This window comes from Amycolatopsis cihanbeyliensis, assembly GCF_006715045.1.
GTDB lineage: Bacteria > Actinomycetota > Actinomycetes > Mycobacteriales > Pseudonocardiaceae > Amycolatopsis > Amycolatopsis cihanbeyliensis.
In genome coordinates this window covers 913313-934413 of record NZ_VFML01000001.1, presented here as the reverse complement: position 1 = coordinate 934413, position 21101 = coordinate 913313, and the positions used below count along the sequence as shown (strand labels likewise).

General features: G+C 70.6%; 21 protein-coding genes. 12 read left to right on the top strand and 9 right to left on the bottom strand.

All coding sequences use genetic code 11. The features are described from left to right. Positions 1 to 897: an SDR family oxidoreductase gene (locus tag FB471_RS03970; protein ID WP_425457094.1), complete on the top strand. Its 897-nt coding sequence runs from the start codon at positions 1 to 3 to the stop codon at positions 895 to 897. A gap of 88 nt (positions 898 to 985) precedes the next feature. Continuing rightward, positions 986 to 1486: a pyridoxamine 5'-phosphate oxidase family protein gene (locus FB471_RS03965; protein WP_141995979.1), complete on the top strand. Its 501-nt coding sequence runs from the start codon at positions 986 to 988 to the stop codon at positions 1484 to 1486. Positions 1487 to 1493: 7 nt separating this feature from the next. Here the strand turns inward: FB471_RS03965 and FB471_RS03960 are convergent, their stop codons facing one another. Next, the gene (locus FB471_RS03960; RefSeq protein ID WP_141995978.1) at positions 1494 to 2657 is read right to left on the bottom strand and encodes a steroid 3-ketoacyl-CoA thiolase; all 1164 of its coding nucleotides are present in this window, start codon (positions 2655 to 2657) and stop codon (positions 1494 to 1496) included. Positions 2658 to 2909: 252 nt separating this feature from the next. On the opposite strand from FB471_RS03960, the gene FB471_RS03955 reads away from it, so the two are divergent. Both FB471_RS03955 and FB471_RS03950 read left to right on the top strand, forming a co-directional pair. Next, positions 2910 to 4136: a cytochrome P450 gene (locus FB471_RS03955; protein WP_141995977.1), complete on the top strand. Its 1227-nt coding sequence runs from the start codon at positions 2910 to 2912 to the stop codon at positions 4134 to 4136. A 46-nt stretch (positions 4137 to 4182) separates the two neighbouring features. Beyond that, positions 4183 to 5004: a transglutaminase-like domain-containing protein gene (locus FB471_RS03950; RefSeq protein WP_141995976.1), complete on the top strand. Its 822-nt coding sequence runs from the start codon at positions 4183 to 4185 to the stop codon at positions 5002 to 5004. A 7-nt stretch (positions 5005 to 5011) separates the two neighbouring features. Here the strand turns inward: FB471_RS03950 and FB471_RS03945 are convergent, their stop codons facing one another. Genes FB471_RS03945 through FB471_RS03935 form a run of 3 tightly spaced genes read right to left on the bottom strand, consistent with a single transcriptional unit; the run spans position 5012 to position 8244 of the window. Next, complete coding sequence (locus FB471_RS03945) at positions 5012 to 6175, bottom strand: thiolase domain-containing protein (RefSeq protein ID WP_141995975.1); 1164 nt, start codon at positions 6173 to 6175, stop codon at positions 5012 to 5014. Next, a complete protein-coding gene (locus tag FB471_RS03940) occupies positions 6175 to 7230 on the bottom strand; it encodes a thiolase domain-containing protein (RefSeq protein ID WP_141995974.1) in 1056 nt (351 codons plus the stop codon). The genes FB471_RS03945 and FB471_RS03940 overlap by 1 nt, the downstream gene beginning before the upstream one ends. A 9-nt stretch (positions 7231 to 7239) precedes the next feature. Further along, positions 7240 to 8244: a Zn-ribbon domain-containing OB-fold protein gene (locus FB471_RS03935; protein ID WP_141995973.1), complete on the bottom strand. Its 1005-nt coding sequence runs from the start codon at positions 8242 to 8244 to the stop codon at positions 7240 to 7242. 98 nt (positions 8245 to 8342) lie between these two features. On the opposite strand from FB471_RS03935, the gene FB471_RS03930 reads away from it, so the two are divergent. Beyond that, positions 8343 to 9911 (top strand): acyl-CoA synthetase, encoded by a 1569-nt coding sequence (locus FB471_RS03930; protein WP_141995972.1) that lies wholly within the window; start codon positions 8343 to 8345, stop codon positions 9909 to 9911. Between the two features lie 84 nt (positions 9912 to 9995). On the opposite strand, the gene FB471_RS03925 is transcribed toward FB471_RS03930, so the two are convergent. Next, complete coding sequence (locus FB471_RS03925) at positions 9996 to 10799, bottom strand: crotonase/enoyl-CoA hydratase family protein (RefSeq protein ID WP_141995971.1); 804 nt, start codon at positions 10797 to 10799, stop codon at positions 9996 to 9998. Positions 10800 to 10873: 74 nt separating this feature from the next. On the opposite strand from FB471_RS03925, the gene FB471_RS03920 reads away from it, so the two are divergent. The 3 genes from FB471_RS03920 to FB471_RS03910 all read left to right on the top strand — a co-directional run bounded on the left by FB471_RS03920 (position 10874) and on the right by FB471_RS03910 (position 14223). Next, entirely contained in the window at positions 10874 to 12496 is a 1623-nt protein-coding gene (locus FB471_RS03920) for an acyl-CoA synthetase (protein ID WP_141995970.1), read from the top strand. Between the two features lie 13 nt (positions 12497 to 12509). Next, positions 12510 to 13622: an NAD(P)H-dependent flavin oxidoreductase gene (locus FB471_RS03915; protein WP_141995969.1), complete on the top strand. Its 1113-nt coding sequence runs from the start codon at positions 12510 to 12512 to the stop codon at positions 13620 to 13622. Between the two features lie 127 nt (positions 13623 to 13749). Continuing rightward, entirely contained in the window at positions 13750 to 14223 is a 474-nt protein-coding gene (locus FB471_RS03910; RefSeq protein WP_141995968.1) for a hypothetical protein, read from the top strand. A 10-nt stretch (positions 14224 to 14233) separates the two neighbouring features. Here FB471_RS03910 and FB471_RS03905 read toward each other — a convergent pair whose 3' ends face one another. Then, entirely contained in the window at positions 14234 to 14848 is a 615-nt protein-coding gene (locus FB471_RS03905; RefSeq protein ID WP_141995967.1) for a LysE family translocator, read from the bottom strand. Positions 14849 to 14908: 60 nt separating this feature from the next. On the opposite strand from FB471_RS03905, the gene FB471_RS03900 reads away from it, so the two are divergent. Together FB471_RS03900 and FB471_RS03895 are read left to right on the top strand one after the other, a co-directional pair. Beyond that, the gene (locus FB471_RS03900) at positions 14909 to 15415 is read left to right on the top strand and encodes an Lrp/AsnC family transcriptional regulator (RefSeq protein WP_141995966.1); all 507 of its coding nucleotides are present in this window, start codon (positions 14909 to 14911) and stop codon (positions 15413 to 15415) included. Between the two features lie 46 nt (positions 15416 to 15461). Next, positions 15462 to 15905: an SRPBCC family protein gene (locus FB471_RS03895; RefSeq protein ID WP_141995965.1), complete on the top strand. Its 444-nt coding sequence runs from the start codon at positions 15462 to 15464 to the stop codon at positions 15903 to 15905. Positions 15906 to 16107: 202 nt separating this feature from the next. On the opposite strand, the gene FB471_RS03890 is transcribed toward FB471_RS03895, so the two are convergent. The 3 genes from FB471_RS03890 to FB471_RS03880 form a co-directional block, all read right to left on the bottom strand. Next, a complete protein-coding gene (locus tag FB471_RS03890) occupies positions 16108 to 17136 on the bottom strand; it encodes a sigma-70 family RNA polymerase sigma factor (RefSeq protein WP_141995964.1) in 1029 nt (342 codons plus the stop codon). Positions 17137 to 17397: 261 nt separating this feature from the next. Then, on the bottom strand, positions 17398 to 17823 hold the full coding sequence (gene dtd, locus FB471_RS03885) for a D-aminoacyl-tRNA deacylase (protein ID WP_141995963.1): 426 nt from the start codon (positions 17821 to 17823) through the stop codon (positions 17398 to 17400). Then, positions 17820 to 19322, bottom strand: coding sequence for a DUF7782 domain-containing protein (locus tag FB471_RS03880; protein WP_141995962.1), 1503 nt, complete (start codon positions 19320 to 19322; stop codon positions 17820 to 17822). The genes dtd and FB471_RS03880 overlap by 4 nt, the downstream gene beginning before the upstream one ends. Before the next feature lie 125 nt (positions 19323 to 19447). Between FB471_RS03880 and FB471_RS03875 the strand changes: the two genes are divergently transcribed. Together FB471_RS03875 and FB471_RS03870 are read left to right on the top strand one after the other, a co-directional pair. After that, positions 19448 to 20728, top strand: a complete 1281-nt coding sequence (locus FB471_RS03875; RefSeq protein ID WP_141995961.1) for an amidohydrolase — start codon at positions 19448 to 19450, stop codon at positions 20726 to 20728. Between the two features lie 40 nt (positions 20729 to 20768). Continuing rightward, entirely contained in the window at positions 20769 to 21083 is a 315-nt protein-coding gene (locus tag FB471_RS03870; protein ID WP_141995960.1) for a DUF3099 domain-containing protein, read from the top strand. The last annotated feature ends 18 nt before the right edge of the window (positions 21084 to 21101 follow it).

The window sequence follows — 21101 nt, the reverse complement described above, 5'->3', positions numbered from 1 at the left end:
ATGGTCGACGACCGGGTCGTGATCGTCACCGGCGCGGGTCGCGGGATCGGCCGCGCGCACGCCCTCGCCTTCGCCGCGGAAGGCGCGCGGGTGGTGGTCAACGATGCCGGTACCGGACTGGCGGGGGACGGCGCGTCCGGCGGCCCCGCGCAGCGGGTGGTGTCCGAGATCGTCGCCGCGGGCGGCAGCGCGGTGGCCAGCACCGACGACGTGGCCGACTGGGCCGGCGCGGAGAACCTGGTGCGGACCGCGCTCGAGGAGTTCGGCCGGCTGGACGTGCTGGTGAACAATGCCGGCTTCCTGCGGGACCGGATGCTGGTGAACCTCGGCGAGGACGAGTGGGACGCGGTGATCAGGGTCCACCTGAAGGGGCATTTCGCGCCGATGCGGCATGCCGTGGCGCACTGGCGCGCCGAGGCCAAGGCCGGCAGGACCCCGAGCGCGAGGGTGATCAACACCAGCTCCGGCGCCGGCCTGCTCGGTAGCATCGGGCAGGGCAACTACTCGGCGGCCAAGGCCGGGGTCGCCGGGCTGACCGTGGTGGCGGCGGCGGAGTTCGCCCGCTACGGGGTCACGGTCAACGCGATCGCGCCGGCGGCGCGGACCCGGATGACCGAACGGGCCTTCGCCGAGGACATGGCGGCGCCGGAGGACGGGTTCGACGCGATGGCGCCGGAGAACATCTCCCCGCTGGTGGTCTGGCTGGGCAGCACGGAGTCCGCCGAGGTCACCGGCCGGGTGTTCGAAGTGGATGGTGGCAGGGTGTCGCTGGCGCAGGCGTGGCGGCACGGGCCCGCCGCGGACAAGGGCGCGCGCTGGGAGCCCGCCGAGCTCGGGCCGGTGGTGGCCGGGCTGATCGCCGAGGCCGCCGAGCCGGAGCCGGTCTACGGCGCCTGAAGCACGGGTGCGCGCAGGTTCAGCGCTCGCCTGCGCCACGTGACGGGGTCGCCGCGATACCGTCGGTGCCCGGGGCGATACTGCTTGTATGACGACATGGCAGCGGTTCGAAGCGGAAGCACCCGGCTTGGCCGCCGAGGTCCGCGCGCGGCTGGAAGAGTACAACCACCACGTGCTGGCCACGCTGCGGCGGGACGGCTCACCGCGGCTCAGCGGCACCGAGGTCGAGTTCCGTGGCCCGGACCTCACCATCGGGATGATGCTGGGCGCGGTGAAGGCGCGGGACCTGCGTCGCGACCCACGCTACGCGTTGCACACCAATCCGGGTGAGGCCTCGATGGAGGAGGGTGACGCGAAGCTGTCCGGGGTGGCGGTCGAGGTCACCGATCCGGCGGAGTTCGAGGCGCTCGTGGGGGCGGAGGCCCCGGCGGGTTCCTTCGACCTGTTCCTGCTGCGGCTCGACCGGGTGACGCTGACCGCGGTCCGCAACGATGTCCTGATCATCGAGTCCTGGCGGCCCGGCGAGCCGAGGGTGCGGTACGAGCGGATGCCGAACGGCCCTGCGGTCCGCATCGTCCTTCGCTCCTGACCAGCACCTATATTCGCTCGATGACGGTGCCGGTGGACAGCGCGCCGCCCGCGCACATCGTGACCAGCGCGCAGGTGCCGTCCCGGCGTTCCAGCTCGTGCAGGGCGGTGGTGAGCAGCCGGGTGCCGGTGCTGCCGACCGGGTGACCGAGGGCGATGGCGCCCCCGTTCACGTTGACCCTGCCCGCATCCGGCCGGTGGACCTGCTGCCAGGACAGCACCACCGCGGCGAAGGCCTCGTTCACCTCGAACAGGTCGGGGTCGCCGATGGTCATCCCGGCCTGCCGCAGCACCCGTTCGGTGGCCTGCACGGGGCCGTCCAGGTGATAGTAGGGCTCGGCGCCGACCAGCGCCTGGGCGCGGATGCGGGCCCGGGGTCGCAGCCCGAGCTCCCGTGCCCGCCCGGCGTCCATCAGCAGCAGGGCCGAGGCGCCGTCGGAGATCTGCGAGGAGGTGCCCGCGGTGTGCACCCCGTCCTCCAGCACCGGTGACAGCCGGGCGAGCCCGTCCGCGGTGGTCTCCCGCAGCCCCTGGTCCTGGCGGACCAACCGGGTCTCGCCGGTCGGGAACCCGTTCTCGTCCAGCATCGGAGCCTTCACCGGAACGACCTCCCGGTCGAACCGGCCCTCCGCCCATGCCCGCGCCGCCTTGGCCTGGGATTCCACCCCGAGCGCGTCCACCTGCCGCCTGGTGAGCCCGCGGCGGAGGGCGATCCGCTCCGCCGCGCCGTACTGGTTCGGCATGTCGATGGACCAGGACTCCGGCCGGGGTGAGCCCGCCTCCGTGCCGCGGTTGGCTCCCAGCGGGACTCGGCTCATGGCCTCGACCCCGCAGGCGATACCGACCTCGATCGCCCCGGTGGCGATCAGCCCGGCGACCAGGTGGGTGGCCTGCTGGGCCGAGCCGCACTGGGCGTCGATGGTGGTCGCGCCGCATTCCTGGGGCAGCCCGGCATGTAGCCAGGCCGTGCGGGTGACGTTGCCCGCCTGCTCCCCGGCCTGCGTGACGCTGCCGCCGATGACCTGTTCCACCAGGGTCGGCTCGATGCCGGCCCGCTCCAGCAACGCCGACTGCGCGGCACCCAGCAGCTCGGCCGCGTGCAGCCCGGACAGCCACCCGCGCCGCTTGCCGATCGGGGTACGGACGGCTTCGACGACGACGGCCTCACCCACGGTGTTCTCCTCCCGCTCGATCGGTTTCAAAGTAGAACAAGTTCTTGTTTTGAGCAACACCCCACCATGTCAACCGCCGATTGGTCACTCTCCGGCGATGGATGTTCTACCTGTAGTTTCAAGATCTCGCTTGCTCGAGTAAACAGTGTTCACTCGGCTCTTCCCAAGGTTAACGGCGTATGCTTCAATCGGTGGCTAGAACGTGTTTCACGTTCTTTTTGGGCGTCTGGAGCCGACCACCGGAGGTAGCCGATGGGCTCGTCGTTGATCCCCGCGGGTTTCGATTTCACCGATCCCGACCTGTACGCCACCCGCCTGCCGCTGGCGGAGTTCGCCGAGCTGCGCCGGACCGCGCCGGTGTGGTGGAACCCGCAGCCGCACAACAAGGCGGGCTTCGGGGACAACGGGTACTGGGTGGTCACCCGCCTCGAGGACGTCAAGGAGGTGTCCAAGGACAGCGAGCTGTTCTCCTCCCGGGAGAAGACGGCGATCATCCGGTTCGACGAGACCATGACGGAGGAGGGCCTGGACGCCAACCGGCTGGTGCTGCTGAACATGGACGCCCCGCAGCACACCAAGCTGCGCCGGATCGTCTCCAAGGGCTTCACCCCACGGGCGATCGGCAGGCTGGAGGAAGCCCTGCGGGACCGGGCCCGGCAGATCGTCGAACAGGCCAAGGCGAAGGGCAGCGGGGACTTCGTCGCGGACGTCGCCTGTGAGCTGCCGCTACAGGCCATCGCCGAACTGCTCGGCATCCCGCAGGAGGACCGGGGCAAGATCTTCGACTGGTCCAACCAGATGATCGGCTACGACGACCCCGAGTACGATGTGGAACCGATCGCCGCCTCCGCGGAGCTCGTGGGCTACGCGTGGAACATGGCAGAGCAACGGCGCGCCTGCCCGATGGACGATATCGTCACCAGGCTGGTGCAGGCCGATATCGACGGTGAGTCGCTGTCCTCGGACGAGTTCGGCTTCTTCGTCATCCTGCTCGCCGTCGCAGGCAACGAGACGACGCGCAACGCGATCACCCATGGCATGAAGGCCTTTCTGGATCATCCGGAGCAGTGGGAGCTGTACAAGCAGCAGCGTCCGAAGACGGCACCGGACGAGATCGTGCGCTGGGCGACGCCCGTGGTGGCCTTCCAGCGCACCGCGACCGCGGACACGATGCTCGGTGGGCAGCACATTGCCAGGGGCGACCGGGTGGGCATGTTCTACAGCTCGGCCAACTTCGACCCCGAGGTCTTCGCGGAACCGGCGAAGTTCGACATCCTGCGCGATCCCAATCCGCATGTCGGCTTCGGCGGAACCGGGTCGCACTACTGCATCGGCGCGAACCTCGCCCGGCTGGAGATCGACCTGATCTTCAACGCGATCGCCGACAGTATGCCGGACATCCGGGAGGTTTCCGTGCCGGACCGGCTGCGCTCGGGCTGGCTGAACGGCATCAAGCACTACCAGGTCGCCTACGAGTAACCCGCCCGCTACCCGGCGCGCCGACCGGTCAGGGATGATGGCCGGCATGACCGTCGCGACCGGACGAAGCGCCCTCGAAGCCGAACTCTCCCTGCGCGTCACCAAACCGGGCAGACTCGCGCTGTCGGTCGCGGCGGCGGAGTCCGCCGGGGTCGACACGGAACGGCTGGAGATCGAGGGGCCGTCCGGGTCGATCCCCGCCGTACCGCCTGCCGAGCTCCCGCACGGCACCAAGATCCACGTGCTGGACCTGCCCCCGGGCGAGGTCACCATTTCCTACCGGGCCGAGCGGGACGGCGGCCCCGTCGAGCCGATCCCGTTGACGGAGGCCGACCTGATCACCTACACGCGGCCGAGCCGGTACTGCCCTTCCGACCGGATGATCGGTATCGCGCTCGCCGACTTCGGCAGGCTGCCGGATCCGCTGAGCAAGGTGCGGGCGATCGTCAGCTACGTGGCGCAGCGGCTGGTGTACGTGTCCGGTTCCAGCAGGCCGACCGACGGTGCGCTGGACACGCTGCTGGCGGGCGAGGGTGTCTGCCGGGACTTCGCGCACCTGTGTGTCACCTACTGCCGCGGACTGGACATCCCGGCCAGGTTCGTTTCGGTGTACGCACCAGGATTGTCCCCGATGGACTTCCACGCCGTGTTCGAGGCGGCGATCGACGGCCGCTGGTACATGTTCGACGCGAGCCGCCTCGCGCCCCGATCGAGCATGGTCCGGATCGCGACCGGAAGGGACGCGGCCGACACGGCCTTCCTGAGCACCCTGGGCAGCGAGATCGACCTGCGAACCACCAGGGTGAACGCCACGGTCGTACCGGCGACGCGCATCGAGGAGATCACCGATCTCGTCGCGCTCGCCTGAGCGAGGCTCAGCCGGGCTTGGCGGCGCCGACCACCCACATGGCGAAGTACTGCGAACCGCCGCCGTAGGCATGGCCGAGGGCACGCCGCGCGCCGTCCACCTGGTAGTCACCCGCCCTGCCCATCACCTGCTTGGCCGCCTCGGAGAAGCGCAGCATCCCGGACGCGCCGATCGGGTTGGTGGACAGCACGCCGCCGGAGGGATTCACCGGCAGCCTGCCGTCCAGCGCCGTCTCGCCGGACTCGGTGAGCTTCCAGCCCTCGCCCTCGGCGGTGAAGCCGAGGTTCTCCAACCACATCGGCTCGAACCAGGAGAACGGCACGTAGATCTCCGCGGCATCCACTTCGGACAGCGGATCGGTGATACCGGCCTCCCGCCACAGCGCGGCCGCCGCGTCCCGGCCGGCCTGCGGGTTGACCTGGTCGCGACCGGAGAACGTGGTCGGCTCGGTACGCATGGCCGTCGCGTGGATCCAGCCCGCGCCCCCGGGGACCCGGTCACCCGCGGCTTCGTCCCCGAGCACCATCGCGCAGGCGCCGTCGGAGGAGGGGCAGGTCTCGTCGTAGCGGATCGGATCCCACAGCATCTGCGAGGCCTGGACCGATTCCACGGTGATCTCGTCCTGCCGCAGGTGCGCGAACGGGTTGAGCGCGCCGTTGCGCCGGTCCTTCGCCGCGACGATCGCGCCGACGTGCCCGGGTGCGCCGGACCGCCGGATATAGGAACGTACGTGCGGCGCGAAGTACCCGCCCGCGCCCGCGCCGACCGGCATCTGGAAGGGCGGCAGGATGGACAGCGCCCACATCGCGTTGGACTCGGACTGCTTCTCGAACGCCACCGTCAGCACCCGGCGGTGCACCCCGGACTGCACCAGGCTGGCGGCGACCAGCGCGGTGGATCCGCCGACCGAGCCCGCGGTGTGCACCCGCAGCAGCGGTTTGCCGGTGGCGCCGAGGGCGTCGGCGAGGAACAGTTCCGGCATCATCACGCCCTCGAACAGGTCCGGCGCCTTGCCGAGTACCACGGCGTCGATGTCCGCCCATTCGACCTCGGCGTCGGCCATCGCCCTGTCGATCGCCTCGCGCAGCAGCCCCGGCATGGACACGTCGGTCCGCTTCGCCCTGTGGTGCGTCTGCCCGGTGCCGAGCACGGCGGCGAGTCGTTTGCCCATCAGTCGCGCCCCTCCAGTACCGCCACCAGATTCTGTTGCAATGCCGGGCCGCTCGTCGCGTGGGCGAGCACCCGGTCGGCATTGCCGAGCAGGATCTGCCCCGCGGCCTCCCCGATCCGGGCGAGCCCCGCCGCGAACATCGGGTTCCCGACCAGCACTCCGCCGGAGGGGTTCACCCCCACGTTCGCCCCGAGGCCGAGCGCCCGGCGCAGGATGATCTCCTGATGGGTGAACGGCGCGTGCAGCTCGGCGAGCTGCACGCCGTCCCCGCCCGCGGCCGCCCCGGCCGCCCCGGCCGAGGGTGAACGGGTCAGGTCCCTGGCGCCGAGCGCGGGGGAGTCCACCCGATGCTCGATGCCGGTGATCACCGCGGGTCGATCGGCGAGCTCCCCCGCCCGGTCCGCGGCGGCGAGCACCAGCACGGCCGCCCCGTCGGTCACCGGGGCGATATCGTGTTCCCGCAACGGATCGGCGAACATCGGCCGTTCCAGCAGGGTGGCCGCCTCGACCTCGCCGGAGAGCTGGGCGACCGGGTTGGCCCGGGCGTCGGCGCGGCTGCGCGCGGCGACCTCGGCCATCTCCCGCTCGCTCCACAGGCCGGCCTCGATGCCCATCCTGGCCTGTATCCCCGCGATGCCGATCGAATCCGGCCACAGTGGAGCAACCAGGTACGGGTCGAGCTGCAGCGCGAGTACCCGGCGCAGCCGGCCCGCCGAGGACTTGCCGAACCCGTATACCAGCGCGGTGTCCACCTCGCCGGTGCGGATCTTCAGCCAGGCCTCGTACAGCGCCCACGCCGCGTCCATCTCCACGTGCGACTCGTGCATCGGGGGGAAGGCGCCGAGCGCGTCCACGGCCGCGATGAAGGAAAATGCTCTGCCCGCGAGGTAGTCCGAGGACCCGGAGCACCAGAACCCGATGTCCTCCTTGGACAACGAGGTCTGCTCGAAGACCTCCGCGAGCAACGGGACCAGCATCTCCACCCCGTTGGTAGTGCCGTCGCTGTGGCGCACGTTCCGGCTCTGCGCGAACCCGACTACCGCGACATCGTTCATTGCTGACCTCTAGAGATGGTGGGCGAAGGATTCGTAGGCGGCGTCCGGCTCGCCGGTCGGCTCGAAGTGCTCGATGTTCTCCAGCGTGGTCCACCACTGCTCGCGGGGTTTCCACGCGGCCCGTACCCGCATTCCCATCCGTACCTCGGTCGCCTCGCAGCCCAGTACCAGGTGCAGGAAGGCGATATCGGCGCCGTCGAGCAGGATGTACGCCGCGACGTACGGCGGCTTGATGCGTTGCCCGAGGAAGGGCACGTTCACGATGCAGAAGGTGGTGACGATGCCGGTGTCCGGCAGTTCCACCTCCTCGGCGGTGGGCACGCCGTCGGTGGGGCAGGCGCCGCGCGGCGGGACGTAGACCTTGCGGCACTCCGGGCACCGCCCGCCGAGCAACCGCCCCTCGGCGAGCGCGCGCAGGTACCTGCTCTCCTCCGGCGAGGCCGAATGCTGGTAACGCAGATGGACCGGTGTGATGACGGTGCTGACCGGCTCACCCTCGGCACGTTCGGCGACCGGGGGAGGGGCGGGCAGCGGCCCCGGCTCGGATCGCGTGCCCTCGGGAACGAAGCAGGCGATGTCCCTGATGTGCCCGACCGGCTCGTCCGCCCAGCGCACCCGCACCCGCATGCCGGTGCGCAGGTACTCCGGTCCGGGTACGTCCACGGCGTGCAGCATCGCCGTGTCGGCGCCGTCCAGCCGGACCAGTGCCCAGGCGAACGGGCGCGGCAGGGGTTGCCCCTCGAGCGGTTCGGCGACCCAGGACCAGGACAACACCGTGCCCACCTCGGCGACCGGGACGAACTCGGTGAGCGGCCGCGCGGTCACCGGGTCGTACTCCACCGCCGGCACGTGTACCCGGCCGTCGCTGCCCCGGACACCTTCGATCCGCCGTTCCCGCAGGGCGTTCACGAACCGGCCGAGGACCGGCCCCAGCGAGCGGGTGTAGTCGAAGCCCACGTCCAGCGGCGCGGACAGCGGGGCCTGCGGGGATACTGGGTTGGTACCGGTGCTCACGTCGAAAGTGAAACACGTTCTCGAAATCTGGGCAAGACATCGTTGTTGGCGGGGTCGACATCTTGCTCAATAGTGGAACAAGTTCTAGATTTGTGGGTATGTCCAGCACCTCGACGATGAGCACGCCCGGCCTGTGGCATATCGCGGAGCAGCAGCCGGACCGCACCGCGGTGATCGACACCGACGGCCGCGAGATCAGTTACGCCGAGCTGAGCGCCAGGGCCAACTCCTATGCCCGCGGCCTGCGTGAGCTCGGCCTCGAGGTCGGCGACGCGGTGGTGGTGCTGCAACCGAACGGCGCCGAACTGCTGGCCGCCTACTTCGCCGCCATCCAGTCCGGGCTCTACGTGGTGATGGTCAACTGGCACCTGGTCGGTCCGGAGATCGCCTACATCCTGACCGACAGCGGGGCCAAGGCCTTCCTCGCGCACGAAAGGTTCGCCGAGGCCGCGGTGGCGGCCGCGGAGGAGGCTGGCGTGCCGGCTCGGGCCCGGTTCGCGGTCGGGTCGGTGCCGGGCTTCCGGGACATCGGGCTGCTGGCCTCCGGAACCGGCCGGCAGCGGCCGGAGGTCCGCACGGCGGGTTCGCCGATGCTCTACACCTCTGGAACCACCGGGCGGCCCAAGGGAGTGCGCAGGCCGCTGACCGGTGCCGACCCCGACGAGGTGCCGGCGGCGTCCACCTGGTTCTTCGGCATCTTCGGGCTGGCGCCGTTCGACGACCACGTGCACCTGTGCGGCTCGCCGCTGTACCACACGGCGGTGCTGAACTTCGTCGCCATCTCGATCCAGCTCGGCCACACCGCGGTGCTGATGGACCGCTGGGACGCCGAGGAGATGCTGCGGTTGATCGAGCGGTACCGGGTGACGCACAGCCATATGGTGCCCACCCAGTTCCGCAGGTTGCTGGCACTGCCCGAGGAGGTTCGGGCGCGCTACGACGTCTCCTCGCTGCGCAACATGATCCATGGGGCCGCGCCCTGCCCGCTCGAGGTGAAGCGGCGGATGCTCGACTGGTGGGGCCCGGTGGTCACCGAGTACTACGCCGCCACCGAGGGCGGGGGCACGGTGATCAGCGGGCGGGAGTGGCTGCGCAAACCGGGCTCGGTCGGCAGGCCGTGGCCGGGTTCCACGATCAGGATCCTGGACGACGGGGGTGCCGAACTGCCCGCGGGGGAGGTCGGCACGGTGTACATGAAGATGGGCGACGCGCGGTTCGAGTACCACCGGGACCGGGCGAAGACCGAGCAGGCCAGGGTCGGTGACCTGTTCACCCTCGGGGACGTCGGGTACCTCGACGAGGACGGCTACCTGTACCTGCACGACCGGAAGAACGACATGATCATCTCCGGTGGGGTGAACATCTACCCCGCGGAGATCGAGGGCGAGCTGGTGATGCATCCGAAGGTCGCCGACGTGGCGGTGTTCGGCGTGCCGCATGAGGACTGGGGCGAGGAGATCAAGGCGGTCGTCCAGCCCGCGGACGGGGTGCCACCCTCCGACGAGCTCACCGCCGAACTGCTGGCCTACGCCCGTGCGCGGCTGGCGAAGTTCAAGCTGCCCCGCAGCGTGGACTACCTGCCGGAGTTGCCCCGCGACCCCAACGGCAAGCTCTACAAGCGCAAGCTCCGCGACCCCTACTGGGCCGGTCGCGAACACGCCATCTGACTCCGCGTCTACTTCTGACCCGTCTACTTCCGACCACTGACCCGTTCCCCGCGAACGACGCGGGGAACGGGCTACTCATGGCAGTCAGGTGCCGGTGAAGTGGGGGGTGCGCTTCTCGGCGAAGGCGCGGGGGCCCTCCTTGGCGTCCTGGCTGGTGAACACGCCCACGCCGTACTGGGCGTCCAGTTTGAACGCCTCCTCCTCGTGCATCCCCTCGGTGTCCCGCATGGTGCGCAGGATCGCCCGCACGGCGAGCGGGCCGTTCGCGGCGATCTGGTCGGCGATCTCCAGTGCGCGCTCCAGTGCCGTATCGTCGCCGACCACGTGCCCGATCAGCCCGATGTCCCTGGCCTCGGCCGCCGTGAGGTGCCGCCCGGTGAGCAGGATGTCGGCGGCCAGGGTGTACGGGATCTGCCGGGGCAGCCGCACCGCGGACCCACCCAGCGGGAACAGGCCCCAGCGCGCCTCGGACACGCCGAACTTCGCGCTCTCGCCCGCGACCCGGATGTCGGTTCCCTGCAGGATCTCGGTGCCGCCGGCGATCGCGGGCCCCTCGACGGCGGCGATCAACGGCTTGGTCAGCCTGCGCCCCTTCAGCAGGCCGTCGATCCGGCTCGGGTCGAAGCTCCCCCGTTCGAAGGCGCCCGAGGGGCTGTTGCGGCTCATCGACTTGAGGTCCGCTCCCGCGCAGAACGCGCCGCCCGCACCGGTCAGCACGCAGCAGCGGACCTTCGGATCCTCGTCCACCCGATCCCAGGCTTCGGCCATGATCGAGAGCATCTCGCCGGTGAGCGCGTTGCGTGCCCGCGGCCGGTTCATCGTGACGATCAGCGTGTGCCCTCGTTGTTCCAGCAGCGCGTGCGGGGCGTCCGGCGCGGTATCAGCCATTCTGCCGCCTTCCGATCAGGTGAGCACTCCTCGGTTCTATTGCCCAGAACGATAACATGTTCTAGTTTAACCGGGTGGCATACAACATCGCGGATCTTCTCGAGCACGCCGTCGATGCCGTGCCGGACCGCACCGCCGTCGTGTGCGGCACGAAACGGGTCAGCTTCGGCGAACTGGAACGGCGGGCGAACCGGCTCGCGCATCACCTCGCGGACCAGGGTGTGCGGGCTGGCTCGCACATCGGCGTCTACTCCCGCAACTCCATCGAGACGGTGGAGGCGATGGTCGCGGCGTACAAGCTGCGCGCGCTGGCCGTCAACGTCAACTACCGCTACGTGCACGGCGAGCTCGCGTACCTGTTCGACAACGCCGATCTTGTCGCACTCGTGCACGAGCGCCGGTACGCCGACCTGGTCGCGGGCGTCCTGCCGAAAGCGCCCAACCTGAAACACGTTGTCGTGATCGACGACGGGAGCGAGGCCGACTACGCCGGCTATGGCGGTGTGGACTACGAGGCCGCGCTTGCCGACGGCTCACCGGAGCGGGACTTCGAGGAACGCAGCGCCGACGATCACTACATCCTGTACACCGGCGGCACCACCGGATACCCCAAGGGTGTGCTGTGGCGGCACGAGGACATCTGGCGGGCACTCGGCGGCGGGATCAACTTCGTCACCGGGGAGTACGTCGCCGACGAGTGGACCCTGGCCAACGAGGGCAAGGAGAGCGGTGGCCTGGTGCGGCTGCCCGCCGCGCCGCTGATCCACGGCGCCGCGCAGTGGGCGGCCTTCGGCGCGCTGTTCACCGGGAGCCCGGTGGTGTTCGTGCCCCAGTTCGACCCGCACGAGGTGTGGAAAGCCGTGCAGGACAACAAGGTCCAGGTGCTCACCATCGTCGGTGACGCGATGGCGCGGCCACTGGTCGACGCCTACCGCGAGGGCGACTACGACGCCTCCTCCCTGGTCGCGCTCTCCAGCCATGCCGCACTGTTCTCGCACTCGGTCAAGCAGGAGTTCCTGGCCTGCCTGCCCCATGTGGTCATCACGGACGCGATCGGCTCCTCGGAGAGCGGGTTCACCGGGATCGGCATGGTCAGCAAGGACGCCGACCACTCGGCGGGACCGCGGGTCAACTTCGGCAAGCAGGCCGTGCTGCTGGACGAGGAGGGCAACCGGATCGACCCGGTGCCGGGCGCGACCGGCCGGATCGCCAGGGGCGGCCACGTGCCGCTCGGGTACTACAAGGACCCGGAGAAGTCGAAGACCATCTTCGTCGAGCTGGACGGGGCCCGGTATGTCGTGCCGGGGGACTACGCCCGGTACGAGGAGGACGGCACGGTGACCCTGCTCGGCCGCGGCTCGCAGTGCGTGAACACCGGCGGCGAGAAGGTGTACCCGGAGGAGGTGGAGTCCGCGCTGAAGTCCCATCCGGACGTGTTCGACGCGTTGGTGATCGGGATCGCGGACGAGCGGATGGGGCAGCGGGTCGGCGCCGTGATCCAGACCAGGCCGGGCGCGACTCCCGACTTCGCGGGGATCGAGGCGCATGTGCGCACCGAGATCGCCGGGTACAAGGTGCCGCGCAGCCTCTGGGTCGCCGAGCGGATCGGCCGCTCGCCGAGCGGGAAACCGGACTACCCCTGGGCGCAGCAGTACGCACGGGAGCACGAGCCCGCCGTCGACCGGGCCGGCAGGTAGGGAGGAGGCACACATGCGTACCGCGCTGTGCGACACCCTCGGCATCGAGTACCCCCTCGTCGGGTTCACCCCTTCCGAGCACGTCGCGGCCGCCATCAGCAAGGCGGGCGGGCTGGGCGTGCTCGGCTGCGTCCGGTTCAACGACGCGGCCGAGCTGGACTCGGTGCTCGACTGGATGGACGCCAACACCGGCGGCAGGCCGTACGGGGTGGACATCGTGATGCCTTCGACGATCCCCACCGAGGGCAGCTCGACCGACCTCACCGAGATGATCCCGCCCGAGCACCGCGCCTTCGTCGACCGCACGCTGGCCGACCTGGGCGTGCCCGACCTGCCGGACGGCACCGACGAGCGCGCCGGCGTGCTCGGCTGGCTGCACTCGGTCGCCAGGGCACATGTCGAGGTGGCGTTGCGACACCCGATCGCGTTGATCGCCAACGCGCTGGGCTCCCCGCCGGTGGACGTGATCGAGCAGGCGCACGACGCCGGGGTGCCGGTGGCCGCGCTGGCCGGCAAGGCCGAGCACGCCGCGCGGCATGTGGACAACGGCGTGGACCTCGTGGTCGCACAGGGTTACGAGGCCGGTGGGCACACCGGGGAGATCGCCTCGATGGTGCTGCTGCCGGAGATCGTGGACGCCGTGGGCGAGCGGGCACCGGTGCTGGCCGCGGGCGGGATCGGGTCCGGACGGCAGGTGGCCGCCGCGCTCGCGCTCGGCGCCTCCGGGGCGTGGACGGGCTCGGTCTGGCTGGCCACCCAGGAGTACCGGCAGACCATGGCGGGCTCCGAGGCCATGCAGCAGGCGTTGCTGGACGCGGGCTCCGCGGACACCCGGCGCACCCGGATCTATACCGGAAAACCGGCCAGGCTGCTCAAGACCAGGTGGACCGAGGCATGGTCGGAACCGGGCGCGCCCGAGCCGTTGCCGATGCCGTTGCAGAACCTGCTGGTCTCGCACGCGCACCAGCGACTGCATGCCGCGCAAGACCCCTCGGTGGTGTCCATGCCGGTGGGGCAGATCGTGGGCCGGATGCGCAGCGTGCGCCCGGTGGCCGAGGTGGTCGCCGAGTTCGTACGGGAGTACGAGGAGACGCTGGTACGCCTGGACAAGACCCGGAAGTCCTAGCTCGCGTCGACGGCGCCGGCCCCGGCCGGGCTGCTGCTGGCGGTCGGCCTGCCGCGCGGAAAGGCCGGGCGGCGGTGCAACCGGGCGACCCGCTCGTTCCGTCCTTACCGGCATGAGGTGGAACACGATGCTGGTAACCGCGTTCGCTGTCGTGCTCGTCGGGACGGCTTGCGGGAACCAGGAAACCGACACCGCACAGCAGCCGCCGACGAGCGAGCAACAGGCCCCCGGCGGCCAGCCGGTCGCCGACGAGTCGTCGGGCGAGACCGCGCCGCCCGCCCCGCCCGGCACCGAGGATGGCAACGTCCCGGACAAGCAGATCAGCGGTCCGGACCTGCCGGAGGGCTTCCCGCAGGAGGTCAGCGCCAAGCGCGACGGCCGGACGCTCGAGATCGTGGCCCAGGAGGGCGGTTGCGGTCAGGCCGGTGCCGAGCTGGTCGAGCAGACCCCCGAGAAGGTCGTGGTGAACCTGGTGGAGACCGAGCCGCAGGACGCCCAGGCCTGCACGATGGACATCCGCTACCCGACCGTGACCGTGCAACTCGAGCGGCCGCTCGGCGAGCGCACCGTGGAACTGCACTACGAGCACCGCAAGGAGTGACGGCAGGTACTCAGCTCCCCGCCACGGCGGCGGCCATCCCGATCAGCGCCACGCCGCAGCCCCGCTCGAACACCCGCCGCCTGCGGGGCGCGGCGAGCAGCCCGGAGATCGACCGGGCCAGCGGTACCACCAGCGACCAGAACAGGGCGAAGCCGGCGACCACGACGCCGGACAGCAGCGCGGCCTGCGGCATGGCGGGTGCGTGCGGGTCGATGGCCTGCGGTACCAGGGTCAGGAACAGCAACATGACCTTCGGGTTGAGTACGTCGCCGAGGACCCCACGCAGGAACAGCGCCCGCAGCGATCGGTCCGGTACCACCGGCTCACCCGGTGCCGGTGCCGCGGCCCTGGCCCGGCGCAGTGTGCTGAACCCGAGGTAGCCGAGGTAGGCGGCGCCGAGCAGCTTCACCGCGGTCATCGCCGCGGGTGCCGCCGCGACGAGCGCGGAGAGCCCGAGGGTGGCGAGGCAGGCGTGCACCATCAGCCCGCAGGTGACCCCGGCCGCCGTCACCCAGCCGGCGCGGGAACCACGCATGGCGTTCCCGGTCACCAGCACGAAGTCGGGCCCCGGGACGAAGAGCAAAACGACGAAGGCGATGAGAAACGAGGTCCAGGCGATGTGCATACCGGCATCCTGCCCGGGCAGGTTCGGGTGTCTGCCAGCATCGCCGTAGCATGGACGGTTGTGGATAAAACAGCCGAACTGGATTCGGTCGACTGGCTGATCCTGGAGGAACTACAGAACGACGCGGGAGTGCCCAACCGGGAGCTGGCGCAGCGGGTGGGGCTCGCGCCCTCGTCCTGCCTGCAGCGGGTCCGGCGGTTGCGTGAACTCGGTGTGATCACCGGTTCCCAGGTGACGGTGGACCCCGCCGCGGCCGGGCTGGTGCTGGAGGCGGTGATCGCGGTCAACGTCCGGCCGCACACCCGCCCGGTGACCACGGCGTTTCGTGAGTTCGTGCTCTCTCTTCCCGAGACGAGGGCGGTGTTCCACGTCAGCGGGCAGGCCGACTTCCTGCTGCACGTGGCCGTGGCGGACAGCACGCACCTGCAGACCTTCCTGGTGGATCAGCTCGCCGCACGGACCGAGGTGCGCAACCTGACCAGCTCGGTGGTGCTGGAACGGGTGCAGACCAGGGCACTCACCCCACCCTCGGGGGTACGCCCCACGCACCGGCGCCGCCGGGTGTGACCGGTTCGACGCGCCCGCCGAACCTACCGGCGAGTAAGCTGTGGCCATGGGAAAGCGCCAGGTCTCGGCCACCAGGACGGTCGCCGCGGCACCGGAGCAGATCTTCGAACTGCTCGCCGATCCGGCCAAACATCCGCTGATCGACGGCTCCGGCTCGGTGCTTGCCGCGCGCTCGGCGGGCACTCGGCGGCTCGAGCTGGGTTCGAGGTTCGGGATGGACATGAAGATGGGGGCGTCCTACCGGATCCTGAACACCGTGGTCGAGTTCGAGGAGAACCGGTTGATCGCCTGGCGACACTTCAACGGCCACCGCTGGCGCTGGCGGCTGGAACCGGCCGAGGGCGGCGGTACGACCGTCACCGAGACCTTCGACTGGAGCACCGCCCGGATCCCGCTGCTGATCGACCTCAGCCCGTTCCCGAAGCGGAACAAGGCGGCGATCGTGCAGAGCCTGGACCGGCTGAGCGAGCTGTTTCCCGGCCCGCGATGACCTGCCGAAAAAGTCGGAAGGCCGGGCCCACCCCGACGGACCCGACCTTCCGGGGAAAGCGGTTCAGGTGCGAGCACCCACCGCGAAGCTGACACCGGGATGGACGTCCGCGAAGCGCGGACGTTGCCCGCTCAGCCCCCGCTCGACCGTCTCGTGACCTATGTCATAAGTCAACGCGGCCGAACGGGTGCATCACGGTGGGTCAGCTGGCGTACGCGCGCAGGCGGTCGGCCCGCTCGCCCTGGCGGAGCTTGGCCATGACCTCACGCTCTATCTGGCGTACCCGTTCGCGGGAGAGCCCGAAGTACTTGCCGATCTGGTCCAGGGTGCGCGGCTGGCCGTCGTCGAGGCCGTAGCGCAGCCGGATCACGTGCTGCTCGCGGTCGTCCAGGGTCGCCAGCACCCGCCGCAGGTCGTCCTGCAGCAGGCCGGAGATCACCGCGCTCTCGGCGTCGGTGGCCTCGGCGTCCTCGATGAAGTCGCCGAGTGGTGCGTCCTCCTCGTTGCCCACCGGCATGTCCAGGCTCACCGGGTCCCGGGAGTGGTCGAGCAGGTTCGCCACCTTGTGCTCGGCGATGCCGGACTCGGCGGCCAGCTCCTCGTTGGTGGCCTCCCTGCCCAACTGCTGGTGCAGGTCCCGCTTGATCCTGGCCAGCTTGTTCACCTGCTCCACGAGGTGCACCGGCAGCCGGATGGTGCGGCCCTGATCGGCCATACCCCGGGTGATGGCCTGCCGGATCCACCAGGTGGCGTAGGTGGAGAACTTGAACCCCTTGGAGTAGTCGAACTTCTCCACCGCGCGGATCAGGCCCAGGTTGCCCTCCTGGATCAGGTCGAGCAGCGGCATCCCCCGCCCGGTGTAGCGCTTCGCCAGGGACACCACGAGCCGCAGGTTCGCCTCGAGCAGGTGGTTCTTCGCCTGCTCGCCGTCGCGGACCAGCGCGCGCAGCTCCACGCGGCGCTCGGTGGACAGGTTCTCCTCGGTGTCCAGCATGTGCTGGGCGAAGACGCCCGCCTCGATCCGCTTGGCGAGCTGGACCTCGTCGGCCGCGGTGAGCAGCGCCGTCTTGCCGATACCGTTGAGATATACGCGGACGAGGTCGGCAGCCGGGCCCTGCGCGTCGAGGTCAGCCTCCGTGGGCAACGCGGTTACCTCGGCCTCGATGGGTGTGGTGGGGATCTCACGCTCACGGATCCCACGAGCCTCACGCTCGAGTGTCTGGACGGACATACTGCCTCCCCTGTGCGGGCTGACGTGCTGCGGTCTCCACGCCTGCGCTATGTGCTTCGTACGGGGGCCTGTGGAACCCTCCGGACGAGACCAACTTGCTGGCTGGACACTCGGATCAACGCTTCGGGGTTCGAAATCGTTCCCGGTGTCCTGACCAGAAGACGGCTTTTCGGGGACAGCGGTTGCTCCACCAAAGCTGAGCTTTTCCTGAGAGGCCCGGCTCCCGGGGAATGTGCCCTGGTGAGGGCTCTGGCCTGTGGTCTACACCTCAACGAGCACGGTGAACGGACCGTCGTTCACGCTGTGCACCGACATCATCGCGCCGAACTTCCCGTTCTCCACTCGCGCACCACGGTGCCGCAACTCCGTGACCACGTCCCGCACCAGCCGTTCCGCTTCCGGTGGCCGGGCTGCCGCTGTCCACGATGGACGGCGGCCTTTGCGGGTGTCCCCGTACAAGGTGAACTGGCTGACCACCAGCAGTGGGGAACCGGTGGTCGCGCAGGACTGTTCGTCGCGCAGGATGCGCAGTTCGTGCAGTTTGCGCGCCATGGTGGTGACCTGGTCGGCGGTGTCCTCCCCGTGCACCCCCAACAACACCAGCAGGCCGGGTTCCGTGATCGCACCGACCACCGCGTCCTCGACGGTGACACTGGCCTCGGTCACCCTGGCTACCACCGCTCTCACGCGGCACTCCACTCGGCCGGTAGCAACATGCCGTGCCGCACCAGCTCGGTGACGACGGGCAGCGCCGTGGCGGTGAGCTCGTCCACCGGTTGGTCGTGCGCGGCGGCCAGCAGGCCGAGCAGGTCGGACAGGGGGAGCGCACCCCGGCAGCCCGCCAGCAGCGCGGCGGCGAGCTCGTCCAGCTCGTGCCGCCAGCCGGGGCCGTCGGTGCGGTGCAGCCGCCGGATCACCGTGGACCAGCCCTCGTCGCCCGGCTCGTCGATCCGTTCCAGCACCACCGAGTCCGGCACCACGAAGGTGGCCGAGGGCAGGTCGTGCTCGTGGTCGCGCAACCAGTCGATCCGGTCCAGCCACCCGCCGGCCTCGGCGCCCAGCGGGTCGTCGTAGGCCTGCCGCAGGTCCTCGCACACCACCGTGGGCGCCCCGTCGGTGCGGCGCAGGGTGACGAAACCGAACCCGACGCCGGCCACGTCGTGCTCGGCGAACCAGTCCAGCCAGACGCCGGCCTTGGCCCTGCCCTCGGGCGAGCGCGGCTCGATTCCGGCGTCCCGCAACCAGGTCCCGACGTACAGCACCGGATCGGCCACGTCCCGCTGGACGAACCAGGCGTCGGTGTTCGGCGGCAGCCACCGGTGCACCCGGTCGGCCCAGTCCTGCCCCTCCACGTGCAGCCAGGAGGCGAGGAGCTGGCCGATCCCGCCCTCGGCGAGGAACCCGGGGAGCTGGCGCACCACCAGCGCGCTGGCGTCGTCGCCGGCCAGCCCGGAGTCGCGGTAGATGTAGTCCACCCGCGGCGGGCCGACCACGAACGGCGGGTTGCACACGACCTGGTCGAACCGCCTGCGCGCGACCGGCGCGAACCACTCGCCGTGCAGCAGCTCGCCCCGCACCCCGTTGAGCCGCAGGTTGGCTCCGGCCAGTGCCAGTGCGCGGGCGGAGACGTCGGTGGCGGTGACCCGCTCGGCGTGCTGGGTGGCGTGCAGCGCCTGCACCCCGTTGCCGGTACCGAGGTCGAGCAGGCTGCCCACCGGGCGGCGGGTGGTGGCCCGCACCAGGCTCAGCGAGGCGTGCCCCACCCCGAGCACGTGATCCACCGGCGCCGGGGCGCCCGCCTGCTCGGAGTCCAGGTCGGACAGCACCCACCAGGAGGCGTCGTTCGCGCCGTGCGGGCGCAGGTCCAGCGCCGCCCGCAGGCCGTCCCGCGCGCGGCGCAGCAGCCCGGCCTCCAGTGCTTCGGCCACCCCTGCGGGGTGCAGCGCGGCGCGCACGGCCGGTTCCGGTTCGGTGCCGGCGAGCAGGAACAGCCGGATCAGCGTGCCCAGCTCGGCGAGGTCCTCGCTGGCCCGCCTCGCGGGTTCGGGCTCGTTCCGACCGAGCGCGGCGTGCGCCTGCCCGCCGAGTGCGGCCAGCACCCCGTCGACGTGGTAACCGGTCCGCTGGAAGGCCTCCCGCAGGCGGGCGCAGAACTCGGCGGAGAACTCGGGAAGATCACTACTCACGGTGGTTATCGTGGCATGAACCGGCGTGTGCGCGTGTCCGCGACCCGAGCCATGCCGAGCCCGTACACGCCGGAGGAGGCGCGGACGATGCTGCCATCCGGCCCGAATCGTGATCAGATGGTCCGGTGACGACCGAGCGAAGCGCCACCGTGCTGGCCGGGCTACCCGAGTTGCTGCCCGAGCTGACGGAACTCTACGTCGATCTGCACCGCAGCCCGGAGCTGTCCTTCGCCGAGTACGAGACCGCGCGCAAGCTGGCAGCGCGGCTGTCCGCCGCCGGGTACGAGGTGCACACCGGAATCGGTGGCACCGGCGTACTCGGGGTGCTGCGCAACGGACCGGGGCCGGTGGTGCTGCTGCGCGCCGATATCGACGCCCTGCCGGTCGAGGAACGGACCGGCCTGGAGTACGCCAGCACGGTGCGGGTGGCCGACGAGTCGGCCGGCGGGCGCGAGGTGCCGGTGATGCATGCCTGCGGGCACGATATGCACGCCACCTGGCTGACCGGTGCCGCCCGGCTGCTGGCGGAGCAGCGGCAGCAGTGGTCGGGCACCGTGCTCGCGGTTTTCCAGCCGGGGGAGGAGGTCGGCGACGGCGCCGTGGCGATGGTGCGCGACGGGGTGCTGGAGCGCGCGCCCACGCCGGAGGTGGTGCTCGGGCAGCACGTGGTGCCCGGGCCCGCGGGTTGGGTGCTCACCCGGCCGGGGGTGCTGATGGCCGCGACCGACGCACTGCGCGTCGTGCTGCACGGCAGGGGCGGGCACGGTTCCCGCCCGGAGACCACGGTCGATCCGGCCGTGCTGGCCGCATCCGTGGTGCTGAAACTGCAGACGATCGTGTCCAGGGAGATCGCCGCGACCGAGCAGGCCGTGGTCACCGTGGGCTCGATGCAGGTGGGTACCGCGCACAACATCATCGCCGATCACGCCACCCTCGAGGTGAACGTGCGGACCTTCGACGAGCAGATACGTGATCGGGTGCTGGCGGCGATCAGGCGGATCGTGGACGGCGAGGCGGCCGCCGCCGGTGCGCCGCGGCAGCCGGAGATCACCGAGATCGCCCGGTTTCCGGTCACCACCAACGACGAGGCGGCCACGGCGGAGCTGGCGACGGTGTTCCGGGACCACTTCGGCGCGGAGCGGGCCGTGCCAGCGCCGATGGTCACCGGCAGCGAGGACTTCGGCGAGCTCGGTCGCGCCGCCGGGGCGCCCTCGGTGTTCTGGTTGGTCGGTGGCCTGGACGCGGGTCAGGTGACCGAGGCGGCCGCGGCCGGCCGGTTCGAGCAGGACGTGCCGTCGAACCACTCCGCGCTGTTCGCCCCCGTGCTGGACCCGACCCTGCGTACGGGAGTGGAGACGCTGGTCGTGGCGGCGTTGCATTGGCTGGGCGCCCCCGCTGTCGGATGAGCGGGCGCGGTGGGACGATGGACGCGGAGGTGGTGCCCGCATGAGTGAACCGGACAAGCACCCCGCTCCGGTGCTGATCACCGAGGCCCAACCCTCCTACGACGACCAGTTCGCGGCCCGCAAGCGCAAGTACGCGCTGATGATGGGGATGCGGTTCCCCTGCCTCATCCTGGCGGGTGTCTTCTACCACACCTGGTGGCTCGCGCTGGCCTTCATCGTGCTGTCCATCCCGCTGCCGTGGGTCGCGGTGCTGATCGCGAACGACCGGCCGCCGCGCAAGGCCGAGGACACGCACCGCTATCACCGGGACGCCACGGCGCTGGAAGCCACCGACCATCGCATCATCAACGGCTGACCCGCTGCCACGGGTGAC